The 13,047-nt window shown below is 66.9% G+C and carries 9 protein-coding genes; all 9 read right to left on the reverse strand.

The window, feature by feature from the left end; translation table 11 throughout:
* Positions 1-20: 20 nt before the first annotated feature.
* The gene (rpsG, locus tag IE255_RS10325; protein WP_003998848.1) at positions 21-491 is read right to left on the reverse strand and encodes a 30S ribosomal protein S7; all 471 of its coding nucleotides are present in this window, start codon (positions 489-491) and stop codon (positions 21-23) included.
* A 2-nt stretch (positions 492-493) separates the two neighbouring features.
* Entirely contained in the window at positions 494-865 is a 372-nt protein-coding gene (gene rpsL, locus IE255_RS10330) for a 30S ribosomal protein S12 (RefSeq protein ID WP_003948652.1), read from the reverse strand.
* Between the two features lie 335 nt (positions 866-1,200).
* Complete coding sequence (locus IE255_RS10335) at positions 1,201-1,722, reverse strand: DUF1707 and DUF4190 domain-containing protein (protein WP_229906345.1); 522 nt, start codon at positions 1,720-1,722, stop codon at positions 1,201-1,203.
* A 142-nt stretch (positions 1,723-1,864) separates the two neighbouring features.
* The gene (locus tag IE255_RS10340) at positions 1,865-5,764 is read right to left on the reverse strand and encodes a DNA-directed RNA polymerase subunit beta' (protein ID WP_190049872.1); all 3,900 of its coding nucleotides are present in this window, start codon (positions 5,762-5,764) and stop codon (positions 1,865-1,867) included.
* Positions 5,765-5,858: 94 nt separating this feature from the next.
* Positions 5,859-9,344: a DNA-directed RNA polymerase subunit beta gene (gene rpoB, locus IE255_RS10345; protein WP_190049873.1), complete on the reverse strand. Its 3,486-nt coding sequence runs from the start codon at positions 9,342-9,344 to the stop codon at positions 5,859-5,861.
* A gap of 573 nt (positions 9,345-9,917) precedes the next feature.
* Entirely contained in the window at positions 9,918-10,307 is a 390-nt protein-coding gene (gene rplL / locus IE255_RS10350) for a 50S ribosomal protein L7/L12 (RefSeq protein ID WP_190049874.1), read from the reverse strand.
* Positions 10,308-10,422: 115 nt separating this feature from the next.
* Positions 10,423-10,953 carry a 50S ribosomal protein L10 gene (gene rplJ / locus IE255_RS10355; RefSeq protein ID WP_190049875.1) on the reverse strand — a complete coding sequence of 177 codons (531 nt, stop codon included), beginning with the start codon at positions 10,951-10,953 and terminating at the stop codon, positions 10,423-10,425.
* Between the two features lie 293 nt (positions 10,954-11,246).
* Positions 11,247-12,077: an SCO4651 family lipoprotein gene (locus IE255_RS10360; RefSeq protein ID WP_190049876.1), complete on the reverse strand. Its 831-nt coding sequence runs from the start codon at positions 12,075-12,077 to the stop codon at positions 11,247-11,249.
* A gap of 72 nt (positions 12,078-12,149) precedes the next feature.
* Positions 12,150-13,028, reverse strand: a complete 879-nt coding sequence (locus IE255_RS10365; RefSeq protein WP_190049877.1) for an SCO4651 family lipoprotein — start codon at positions 13,026-13,028, stop codon at positions 12,150-12,152.
* Positions 13,029-13,047 lie beyond the last annotated feature (19 nt).

Here is a 13,047-nt window from a genome sequence, read left to right on the forward strand (position 1 = left end):
GGTCTCGATGGGGTCTGCGACTACCAGCGGTAGTGCGCGAAGGCCTTGTTGGACTCGGCCATCTTGTGCGTGTCCTCGCGCTTCTTCACAGCGGCACCCAGGCCGTTGCTGGCGTCGAGGAGCTCGTTGAGCAGACGCTCGGTCATGGTCTTCTCGCGACGGGCGCGGGAGTAACCGACGAGCCAGCGCAGCGCCAGGGTGTTGGCACGGCCGGGCTTGACCTCGACCGGGACCTGGTAGGTGGCACCACCGACACGGCGGGACTTGACCTCGAGGGTCGGCTTGATGTTCTCGAGAGCGCGCTTCAGCGTGATGACCGGGTCGTTGCCGGTCTTCTCGCGCAGGCCCTCCATGGCGCCGTAGACGATGCGCTCGGCGGTGGAGCGCTTGCCGTTCAGCAGCACCTTGTTGATCAGGGAGGTCACCAGAGGAGAGCCGTAGACCGGGTCGATGATGACCGGACGCTTCGGGGCGGGGCCCTTACGAGGCATTCTTACTTCTCCTTCTTGGCGCCGTAACGGCTGCGGGCCTGCTTGCGGTTCTTGACACCCTGGGTGTCGAGGGAGCCGCGGATGATCTTGTAGCGAACACCCGGCAGGTCCTTCACACGGCCGCCGCGCACGAGCACGATGGAGTGCTCCTGCAGGTTGTGTCCCTCACCCGGAATGTAAGCCGTGACCTCGATGCCGCTGGTCAGACGCACACGCGCGACCTTACGGAGGGCCGAGTTCGGCTTCTTCGGAGTGGTCGTGAACACACGCGTGCAGACGCCACGACGCTGAGGGGAACCCTCGAGTGCGGGCGTCTTGTTCTTCTCGACCTTGTCCTGCCGGCCCTTGCGGACCAGCTGCTGGATCGTAGGCACTACTTCTCCGGTTTCTGTGTGCCGATAGGTGAAGCTAACCTGGAACGTCGCCGACCCACGCGGTCGGGTGTGTCGAATCCCGCGGACTCCCGCCGCCAGGCAGAATTAAGCGCGGATCACGGTGGCCGGTTACGGCTCGACGTGCGGTTGATGGCACGCACGAGAGCCAGGGCACACCCCAGGCACAAGGTCTGAGCGTACCTATCGCATTCGCTGCGGTCAAAACAAATGGGCGCCGCCCGCATCGCCAGGCGGAACATGTCAAGACCCTCAGCCGTTATCGATCTTCAATTCGGTGGCGGCTGTCCGATTTGCACATATTCCTTGCGCCTGGGTCAGCCGGCCGCGATGGACACCACCGTAAGCAACACCACTACGAGTGCCCAGCCGGCGGTGGACAACCACCCGAGCACCAGACCGGTCAGCGCGAGCCCGTCCCCCAGCTCCCCGCGGCTGCGGATCTCGGCCCGCGCGATGTGCCCCAGCACGACGGCCGGAATCCCGGTCAGCCCCATGGTCGGCACGCACAGCAGCCCGCACACGCCGGCCGCGACCGCCTTGCCATTCGTCTGCGGCCGCGGCACGGGCAGGAAGGTCCGCGGCACCGGCGCGGCACCGGCGGACTGCGGTACGGGCCCCTGCGGCAGGTCGGCGACGAGCAGCGCCAGCTCCCCCACGGTCCGCGCCGCGTAGGCCCGCGCCACCCGCTTCTCGAACTCGGCGTGCTCCATCCGGCCCTCGCCGTACCCGGCTCTGAGCACGTCCACGGCGCGTTCCCGGTCGGCGTGCGAGGCGAGCATCGACGGGGCGCTGGGGCCCTGCCAGGGTTGCCAGGACGGATAGGGCGGCTGCGACACGGAGCACCTCCCCTGGAGCCGGAGTCCTTCCATGATGCGCCGAAGCGGCGTTTCCGGCACCGGTGCGTCCACCGCCGGGCGCGCCGGCACGCCGAAGGGCGGCCACCCCAAAGGATGACCGCCCTCGGCTCAAGCGACTCGCTTACTGGTTGTACGGACCGTAGTCGTAGTCCTCCAGCGGGACGGCCTGGCCGGAGCCCGTGCCGAACGGCGAGTAGTCGATGTCGTCGTAGCCCACGGCCGAGTACATCGCGGCCTTGGCCTCCTCGGTCGGCTCGACCCGGATGTTGCGGTAGCGGGACAGACCCGTACCGGCCGGGATGAGCTTACCGATGATGACGTTCTCCTTGAGGCCGATCAGGGAGTCGGACTTGGCGTTGATCGCCGCGTCCGTGAGGACCCTGGTCGTCTCCTGGAAGGACGCCGCCGACAGCCACGACTCGGTCGCCAGCGAGGCCTTGGTGATACCCATGAGCTGCGGACGACCGGAGGCCGGGTGACCGCCCTCCTGGACCACACGACGGTTCTCGGTCTCGAACTTCGAGCGCTCGACCAGCTCGCCGGGCAGCAGCTCGGCGTCGCCGGACTCGATGATCGTCACACGGCGGAGCATCTGCCGGATGATGATCTCGATGTGCTTGTCGTGGATCGACACACCCTGCGAGTTGTAGACCTTCTGGACCTCGCCGACCAGGTGGACCTGGACGGCACGCTGGCCCAGGATGCGCAGCACGTCGTGCGGGTTGGTGGCACCCACGGTGAGCTTCTGGCCCACCTCGACGTGCTCGCCCTCGCTGACCATCAAACGCGCACGCTTCGAGATGGGGTAGGCCATCTCGTCGCTGCCGTCGTCCGGGGTGACGACGATCTTCTTGGTCTTCTCGGTCTCCTCGATCCGCACGCGGCCGGAGGCCTCGGAGATCGGGGCGACACCCTTCGGCGTACGGGCCTCGAAGAGCTCGACGACACGCGGCAGACCCTGGGTGATGTCGTCACCGGCCACACCACCGGTGTGGAAGGTACGCATCGTCAGCTGGGTGCCGGGCTCACCGATGGACTGGGCGGCGATGATGCCGACCGCCTCACCGATGTCGACCAGCTTGCCGGTGGCCAGCGAACGGCCGTAGCACATCGCGCAGGTGCCGACGGCGGACTCGCAGGTCAGGACCGAGCGGGTCTTGACCTCCTCGACGCCGCGGGAGACGAGCTCCTCGATGAGGACGTCGCCCAGGTCGGTACCGGCCGGGGCCAGCACCTGCCCGTCCACGACGATGTCCTCGGCGAGGCAGCGCGCGTACACGGACGTCTCGACGTCCTCCGCCTTGAGCAGCGTGCCCTCGGCGTTCCGGTCGGCGATCTTCAGACGCAGACCGCGCTCGGTGCCGCAGTCCTCCTCGCGGATGATGACGTCCTGGGAGACGTCGACCAGACGACGCGTGAGGTAACCCGAGTCGGCGGTACGCAGAGCGGTGTCCGCCAGACCCTTACGGGCACCGTGCGTGGAGATGAAGTACTCCAGCACGGACAGACCCTCACGGAACGACGCCTTGATCGGACGCGGGATCGTCTCGTTCTTCGCGTTCGACACCAGACCACGCATACCGGCGATCTGACGCATCTGCATCATGTTGCCTCGTGCACCCGAGTTCACCATCATGAAGATCGGGTTGGTCTTCGGGAAGTTGTCGTTCATCGCCTCGGCGACCTCGTTGGTCGCCTTGGTCCAGATCGCGATGAGCTCCTGCGTGCGCTCGTCCTTGGTGATCAGACCGCGCTCGTACTGCTTCTGGACCTTCTCGTCCTGCGCCTCGTAGCCGCGGACGATCTCCTTCTTCGCCTCGGGGACGACGACGTCGGAGATGGCGACCGTGACGCCGGAACGGGTGGCCCAGTAGAAGCCGGCCGCCTTCAGGTTGTCGAGCGTCGCCGCCACGATGACCTTCGGGTAGCGCTCGGCGAGGTCGTTGACGATCTCGGAGAGCTGCTTCTTGCCGACCTCGTAGTCGACGAACGGGTAGTCCTCGGGCAGCAGCTCGTTGAAGAGCGCACGGCCCAGGGTGGTGTTCAGCCGGAAGCTGTCACCCTGCTGCCACTCGGGCTCGCCCTCCTCGCGCGCCGGCGGGGTCCAGCCACGCGGCGGGATGGTGCCGACCGGGAAGCGGACGTCGATCCTCGACTGGAGCGACAGCTCGCCCGCGTCGAAGGCCATGATCGCCTCCGCGACCGAGGCGAACGAACGGCCCTCGCCCTTCAGCTCGCGCATCTCGCCGTCGGTGGTGAGGAAGAACAGACCGAGGACCATGTCCTGGGTCGGCATCGTCACCGGACGGCCGTCGGCGGGCTTGAGGATGTTGTTCGAGGACAGCATCAGGATGCGGGCCTCGGCCTGCGCCTCCGCGGACAGCGGCAGGTGCACGGCCATCTGGTCACCGTCGAAGTCCGCGTTGAACGCGGTGCAGACGAGCGGGTGGATCTGGATGGCCTTGCCCTCGACCAGCTGCGGCTCGAAGGCCTGGATGCCGAGGCGGTGCAGCGTGGGCGCACGGTTCAGCAGAACCGGGTGCTCCGCGATGACCTCTTCCAGCACGTCGTACACGACGGTACGGCCGCGCTCGACCATCCGCTTCGCGCTCTTGATGTTCTGCGCGTGGTTCAGGTCGACCAGGCGCTTCATCACGAACGGCTTGAAGAGCTCCAGCGCCATCGCCTTCGGCAGACCGCACTGGTGCAGCTTCAGCTGCGGACCGACGACGATCACGGAACGCGCGGAGTAGTCCACACGCTTACCGAGCAGGTTCTGACGGAAGCGGCCCTGCTTACCCTTCAGCATGTCGCTGAGGGACTTCAGCGGGCGGTTACCGGGACCGGTGACCGGACGGCCGCGTCGGCCGTTGTCGAACAGCGCGTCGACGGCCTCCTGGAGCATGCGCTTCTCGTTGTTCACGATGATCTCGGGCGCACCGAGGTCGAGAAGGCGCTTCAGGCGGTTGTTCCGGTTGATCACGCGGCGGTACAGGTCGTTCAGGTCGGAGGTCGCGAAGCGGCCACCGTCCAGCTGCACCATCGGACGCAGGTCCGGCGGGATGACCGGCACGCAGTCCAGGACCATGCCCTTGGGGCTGTTGCTGGTCTGCAGGAACGCGGAGACGACCTTCAGGCGCTTGAGCGCACGGGTCTTCTTCTGGCCCTTGCCGGTACGGATGATCTCGCGGAGGCGCTCGGCCTCCTCCTCCAGGTCGAAGGACTCCAGGCGCTTCTGCAGCGCCGCGGCACCCATCGAGCCGTCGAAGTACGTGCCGAAGCGGTCGCGCAGCTCGCGGTAGAGCAGCTCGTCGCCCTCCAGGTCCTGGACCTTGAGGTTCTTGAACCGGTTCCACACCTCGTCGAGACGGTCGATCTCGCGCTGCGCACGGTCACGCAGCTGCTTCATCTCGCGCTCGGCACCCTCGCGCACCTTGCGGCGCACATCGGCCTTGGCGCCCTCGGCCTCCAGCTCGGCCAGGTCGGTCTCGAGCTTCTTGGCGCGGGCCTCCAGGTCGGCGTCGCGGCGCTGCTCGATCTGCTGGCGCTCGACGGAGACGTGGGCCTCCAGCGAGGGCAGGTCGCGGGTGCGGCGCTCCTCGTCGACGTACGTGATCATGTACGCCGCGAAGTAGATGACCTTCTCGAGGTCCTTGGGAGCCAGGTCGAGCAGGTAGCCCAGGCGGCTCGGGACACCCTTGAAGTACCAGATGTGCGTGACGGGCGCGGCCAGTTCGATGTGGCCCATCCGCTCACGGCGCACCTTGGCGCGGGTCACCTCGACGCCGCAGCGCTCACAGATGATGCCCTTGAAGCGGACACGCTTGTACTTGCCGCAGTAGCACTCCCAGTCCCGGGTCGGACCGAAGATCTTCTCGCAGAAGAGTCCGTCCTTTTCGGGCTTGAGCGTGCGGTAGTTGATCGTCTCGGGCTTCTTGACCTCGCCGTGGCTCCACTGACGGATGTCGTCAGCGGTGGCCAGACCGATCCGGAGCTCGTCGAAGAAGTTGACGTCGAGCACTATGCGTCAATCCCTCTCAGGGTTGTAAGTCATGGGGTCTGATACGGGGGTCCTGGGGCCGGCCGGGCTCATGACGAGCCCGGCCGAACTCCCGTCAGACCTCTTCGACGCTGCTCGGCTCGCGCCGGGACAGGTCGATGCCAAGCTCCTCCGCAGCGCGGAAGACGTCCTCGTCGGTGTCGCGCATCTCGATGGACATGCCGTCCGAGGACAGCACCTCCACGTTGAGGCACAGGGACTGCATCTCCTTGATGAGCACCTTGAAGGACTCGGGGATGCCGGGCTCGGGGATGTTCTCGCCCTTGACGATGGCCTCGTAGACCTTCACGCGGCCGGTGACGTCGTCGGACTTGATGGTCAGCAGCTCCTGGAGGGCGTACGCGGCGCCGTAAGCCTCCAGCGCCCACACCTCCATCTCACCGAAGCGCTGGCCACCGAACTGGGCCTTACCACCCAGCGGCTGCTGGGTGATCATCGAGTACGGACCGGTCGAGCGGGCGTGCAGCTTGTCGTCGACCAGGTGGTGCAGCTTGAGGATGTACATGTAGCCGACCGAGATCGGCTCCGGGAACGGCTCACCGGAGCGGCCGTCGAACAGCCGCGCCTTGCCGGACGGGAGCACCATGCGCTCGCCGTCGCGGTTCGGGATGGTGTGCTCCAGCAGACCGGCCAGCTCGTCCTCGCGGGCACCGTCGAAGACCGGCGTCGCGACGTTGGTCCGCGGCGGCACCTGGTCGGCGTCGATGGCCTGCAGGCGCTGCGCCCACTCGTCCGCCAGACCGGAGACGTCCCAGCCCTGGCTGGCGAGCCAGCCGAGGTGGATCTCCAGGACCTGCCCCGGGTTCATTCGGGACGGGACACCCAGCGGGTTGAGGATGATGTCGACCGGGGTGCCGTCCTCCAGGAACGGCATGTCCTCGATCGGCAGGATCTTCGAGATGACACCCTTGTTGCCGTGGCGGCCGGCGAGCTTGTCACCGTCGGTGATCTTGCGCTTCTGCGCGACGTAGACGCGCACCAGCTGGTTCACACCGGGGGGAAGCTCGTCGCCCTCCTCGCGGTCGAAGACGCGCACGCCGATGACCTTGCCGGTCTCGCCGTGCGGCACCTTCAGCGAGGTGTCACGGACCTCACGGGCCTTCTCACCGAAGATCGCGCGCAGCAGGCGCTCCTCGGGGGTCAGCTCGGTCTCACCCTTGGGGGTCACCTTGCCGACGAGGATGTCACCGGCGATGACCTCGGCACCGATACGGATGATGCCGCGCTCGTCGAGGTCGGCGAGGACCTCCTCGGAGACGTTCGGGATGTCCCGGGTGATCTCCTCGGGGCCGAGCTTGGTGTCACGGGCGTCGACCTCGTGCTCCTCGATGTGGATCGAGGAGAGGACGTCGTCCTGCACGAGGCGCTGCGACAGGATGATCGCGTCCTCGTAGTTGTGACCCTCCCACGGCATGAACGCCACGAGCAGGTTCTTGCCCAGCGCCATCTCGCCGTTCTGGGTGGCCGGACCGTCGGCCAGGACCTGGCCCTCGATGATCCGGTCGCCCTCGTTGACGATGACCTTCTGGTTGACCGAGGTGCCCTGGTTGGAGCGGGCGAACTTGGCCAGGCGGTACGTGATGTACGTGCCGTCGTCGTTGGCGGTGGTGATGTAGTCCGCGGAGACCTCCTGGACCACACCGGGCTTCTCGGCCTTGACCACGTCGCCGGCGTCGACCGCGGAGCGGTACTCCATGCCGGTGCCGACGAGCGGGGACTCGGACTTGATCAGCGGCACGGCCTGCCGCATCATGTTCGCGCCCATGAGGGCACGGTTGGCGTCGTCGTGCTCCAGGAAGGGGATCATGGCGGTCGCGACCGACACCATCTGGCGCGGCGAGACGTCCATGTAGTCCACGTCCTCGGGGCCGACGTAGTCGACCTCGCCGCCCTTGCGGCGGACCAGCACGCGGGCCTCGGCGAAGCGGAGGTCGTCCGTCAGCGGCGCGTTGGCCTGCGCGATGACGAAGCGGTCCTCCTCGTCGGCCGTGAGGTAGTCGACCTGATCGGTGACCTGGCCCTCGAACACCTTGCGGTACGGGGTCTCGACGAAACCGAACGCGTTCACGCGGCCGTAGGTGGCGAGCGAGCCGATCAGACCGATGTTCGGGCCTTCAGGGGTCTCGATCGGGCACATGCGGCCGTAGTGCGAGGGGTGCACGTCACGGACCTCGAAGCCGGCCCGCTCACGGGACAGACCACCCGGGCCGAGCGCGGACAGACGCCGCTTGTGCGTCAGACCCGACAGCGGGTTGTTCTGGTCCATGAACTGGGACAGCTGGCTGGTGCCGAAGAACTCCTTGATGGAGGCGACGACCGGCCGGATGTTGATCAGGGTCTGCGGCGTGATCGCCTCGACGTCCTGGGTCGTCATCCGCTCGCGGACGACACGCTCCATACGCGCCAGACCCGTACGGACCTGGTTCTGGATGAGCTCGCCGACGCTGCGCAGGCGGCGGTTGCCGAAGTGGTCGATGTCGTCGGTCTCGACGACCACGGACGTGCCGTTGTCCCCGACCGTCTCGGTCTCGCCGGCGTGCAGCTTCACCAGGTACTTGATCGTCGCGATGATGTCCTCGACGGTCAGGATCCCGGCGTCCAGCGGGGTGTTCGTGCCCAGCTTCTTGTTGACCTTGTAGCGGCCGACCTTGGCCAGGTCGTAGCGCTTGGGGTTGAAGTACAGGTTCTCCAGCAGCGTCTGCGCGGCCTCACGCGTGGGGGGCTCGCCCGGGCGCAGCTTGCGGTAGATGTCGAGCAGCGCGTCGTCCTGGCCCTGGGTGTGGTCCTTCTCCAGGGTGGCGCGCATGGACTCGTACTCGCCGAACTCCTCGAGGATCTGCTCGGTGGTCCAGCCGAGCGCCTTGAGCAGGACGGTGACGGACTGCTTGCGCTTGCGGTCGATGCGGACACCGACCATGTCGCGCTTGTCGATCTCCATCTCCAGCCAGGCACCCCGGGACGGGATGATCTTGGCGGAGAAGATGTCCTTGTCGGAGGTCTTGTCGATGGAGGAGTCGAAGTAGACACCGGGCGAACGGACCAGCTGCGACACCACGACACGCTCGGTGCCGTTGATGACGAAGGTGCCCTTGTTCGTCATGAGCGGGAAGTCGCCCATGAAGACCGTCTGGGATTTGATCTCACCGGTCTCGTTGTTGGTGAACTCGGCGGTGACGAAGAGCGGGGCCGCGTACGTGAAGTCGCGCTCCTTGCACTCGTCGATCGAGTTCTTCGGCGGCTCGAAGCGGTGGTCCCGGAACGTCAGCGACATCGACCCGCTGAAGTCCTCGATCGGGGAGATCTCCTCGAAGATCTCCTCGAGCCCGGACTTGGTGGGGACGTCCTGACCGTTCTCCAGAGCCTCCTCGACCCGACTCTGCCAGGCCGTGTTGCCGAGCAGCCAGTCGAAGCTCTCGGTCTGCAGCGCGAGCAGGTTGGGAACCTCGAGAGGCTCCTTGATCTTTGCAAAAGAGATGCGCAGCGGGGCGGTGCTGGCGCCGTTGTTCGTATTCGCGGTCGAGGCGTTGCGCGAGGCGGCCAAGAGGGGGTCCTTCCGAGGGCTCGGACTCACTACGCGCGTACCGGCCCCTCTCCCGTACACGGAGACAAGCTGTGCCGACGGGGCCGAAAGGCCTGGTCAAACGTGGTCTTGTCTCGATGCTCGGGCGAGGGCAGACCCCTGGTGACGGGCAGGGGACAGCTAACAGGCAGCGCAAAGGGTCAGTGTAGCCACTTGGCACACTGATGTCCAGTCCGGGTTCTGGAACCCGTGTTCACCCTCGTTGTTCCACTCCTGCGACAAGGCGCTGCCCTCAACGCACGTTGATACTGCCCTCTTCGTCGCCGATCCATACCTCGGATTCGGATCCTTGTGACGACGCGTCCTGAGAATTGCGCGCTGCGTGCGGTTCGTCAAGGCCCCCCTGCCCGATCCGGGGCCGGCCCAGAGACACGACGAAGATCACCATACCCCCCGCCACAGAGGGTGCAAGGCAACCGTGGCCGGACCCCGGAAACGCCGAAGAGCGACCACCCGGATGGATGATCGCTCTTCCGCGCTTACGCGTTACACGTCCTGGGGACGCGTCGTGGATCCTGGCGGATCCGAGAGGTCTTACTTGACCTCGACGGAGGCACCGGCGCCCTCGAGGGACTCCTTGGCCTTGTCGGCGGCCTCCTTGTTGACCTTCTCCAGAACCGGCTTCGGCGCACCGTCGACCAGGTCCTTGGCCTCCTTCAGGCCCAGGGAGGTCAGCTCGCGCACGACCTTGATGACCTGGATCTTCTTGTCGCCGGCACCGGTGAGGATGACGTCGAACTCGTCCTTCTCCTCCTCGACCGGGGCGCCCGGGCCGGCCTGGCCCGGACCGGCCATCATGACCGGGGCGGCCGCGGCGGCGGTGACGTCGAACTTCTCCTCGAACGCCTTCACGAACTCGGAGAGCTCGATGAGGGTCATCTCCTCGAACTGCGCGAGCAGGTCTTCCTGGCTGAGCTTCGCCATGATTGGCGGTCCTTCCACTAAATCGGCAGGTGCCGGATGTACATGTGAGGCGGGCGTACTACTGGCCCGCTACGGTCGCCGCGTTCAGGCAGCGGCGGCCGGGATGCGAGCCGAGTTACTCGGCACCGCCCTGCTCGTCCTGCTTGGCACGCAGCGCGTCCACGGTGCGGACGAGCTTCGACGGCAGCGCCTGGAAGACAGAGGCAGCCTGGGACTGCTTGCCCTTCATGGCACCGGCCAGCTTGGAGAGCAGAACCTCGCGGGACTCGAGGTCCGCAAGCTTCTTGAACTCATCTGCGGACAACGCCTTGCCGTCAAGGACGCCGCCCTTGATGACCAGGTTGGGGTTGTCCTTGGCGAAGTCACGGAGACCCTTCGCCGCCTCGACCGGGTCACCGGTCACGAAGGCGACGGCCGACGAACCGGTGAAGAGGTCGTCGATCGTGGTGATCCCGGCCTCGTTGGCCGCAATCTTGGTCAGCGTGTTCTTCGCCACACGGTACTGAGCGTTCTCACCGAGTGAACGACGCAGCTGCTGGAGCTGCGCCACGGTGAGACCGGTGTACGCGGTGATGACGGCGCCGTTGGAGTTGCGGAACTTGTCCCGCATCTCCTCGACGGCATCGACCTTGTCAGGCCTCGCCATGAGCCTCGGCCTCCTTCCGGGTGATTCGGACCGCGCGGACCCGAAGGAGGACTGGGGAAAACGAAACGCCCCTGCGCAAGCGCACGGGGCGTGGCTCGACCGGTTTCACGCATGCACGGGGCAGCGGACTCCGGGAGCTTCTCCTGTGTCACCTGCGCGGGCCGTCCGCCGTTCAGCGGATCCTTCGGCCACCGCGCCCTCGTCCGAGCGCGCGGTAACGACCAGCGGTCTTTGGCTTCTCCAGGAGGGTACGGGAGCGGACCGCTGTCAAGCAAATCCGCCCGTACGACGGATCAGCTCGTCTCGAGGTCCTTGAACATCTCGGCCAGGTCCGCGACGTCCTTGGCGGGCGGGGCCGTGATGGTCACCGGCTTGTTGTAGTCGAGGAAGGTGATGGTCATGTCGAGCGGGCCCTTGGCGGCGTCGCCCTTCATCCGGAACTGCTTGGTGTGGTCGTCGCCGTCGACCCACATGTCCATCGTGAGCTTGTCGATGCCCATCTTCTCGTACTGCTTGATGCTCTTCTCGCGCCGCTCGCGGGTGTCCGCGTCCTCCTTCTTGAGGGAGGTGCGGAGGTCGGCGAGGGTGACCGTGCCCGTGTAGTGGGTGGTCTCGACGCCGTCGACCTTCTCGGAGCCGACCTTCTTCACGTCCTTGGCGCCCGTGAGGAAGGTGGACTCGGCCGCCGGGTTCTGCTCGGCCTGGCTCGCGGACCCCATCTGGTCCAGCTCCTTGCCGGCGTCGGAGCCGGACAGGTCGAACTTGATCCAGGTCTTGCCGTCCATCTCCTTGGCCATCTCGGCTCCCCCACCGATGTACATGGCCTTGTCGACGAGGCGGATCTCCGCTTCGCCGGCGGTGGCCGGCTCACCGGAGGCCGAGACCTTCATGCTCATGGCGATCGAGGGCTTCAGGCGCATCGACGCCTCGCCCTTGAGCTGGCCCGAACCCGGAGCCGTACCGCTCATGCGGTAACGGAGCGACGTGATGTCCTCCGTGTTCTTCGCCGCCTTGGCGACGGCGGCCGCGGGCGTCATCTCCGGCGACTGCTCGGATCCGCAGCCGACGGCGCCGGCGGCGAGGATCAGCGCGCCCAGGCCGGCGGCAGGTATGGAAGTTCTCATTGATTCCCCCCAAGGAATACATGCTTGCCCCACAGCAAGGCCGTGAGCGTATCCCAGAGGGGCACAAGTGATCTATCCGTATTCCCGGTGACCTCGGGACGTACCGGCCCGCTTCCGCATCAGGTCCTCGAAGTCGCCCGTGTCGGACACCGGGGGCCGCTGCGCCCGGACCCGCACGCCGTAGTCGCCGTAGTGCGCGGTCTGGGTCATCAGGCCCGTCGTCATCCGTGCCTTCTCCACCTTCTTGACCAGCAGGTTCCGCTTGTCGATCCAGATGTCGACGGTCTCGGTGGTGACGCCGGCCGCGGTGAGCTGCTTCTTCAGGCCGGCGTCGGTGACGTCCGCCGCCGCCACGGTGCCGGACCAGTGCGTGGCGGGCCGGCCGCGCACGGTCTCCTCGCCGACCTTCCTGACGTCCTCGGAGGCGAGCAGGAGCTTCACGGACTGGTTGGGCGTGCCGGTGCGCATCTGGTCGCCGAGGTGGGCGCCGGAGCCGCCGGTGAGGGCCTCCAGGTCGTCGTAGGCGTACCGGATCCATCTCTTGCCGCCGGCCTGCTCGGCGAACTTCTCGCCCATGCGCGCGTAGTAGGCGTCGGGCAGGTAGCGGGCCTCCATCGAGGTGCTGCCGAGCCGACGCATGGTGTCGGCGATGGTGCCGCCGGTATACGTGATGCTCAGGGTCCCGGTGACGCCGTCGCTCCAGCCGAGCGTGCCGTCGGCCGTCATGGACATCAGCGAGCCCATGGTCGTCGTGGACTCGACCCGGGCGGACCCGGCCCGCTCGGTGGCGCGCTCGGCGGAGCGCAGAGCCGCGAGGGAGCTGCCGCGCACGGCGTGGTCGTCCCTGCCGGGGCGGTCGGAGGCGTCCGGGGAGGTGCAGGCGGCCGGCCCCGTCAGCGCGGTCGCCACCGCGAGCACCAGGCCCGCGCGGCGCACGGTCGTGACCTGCATACGTCCCCCGTTCGTCTCC

This window comes from Streptomyces lomondensis (genome assembly GCF_014651035.1).
GTDB classification, from domain to species: Bacteria; Actinomycetota; Actinomycetes; order Streptomycetales; family Streptomycetaceae; genus Streptomyces; species Streptomyces lomondensis.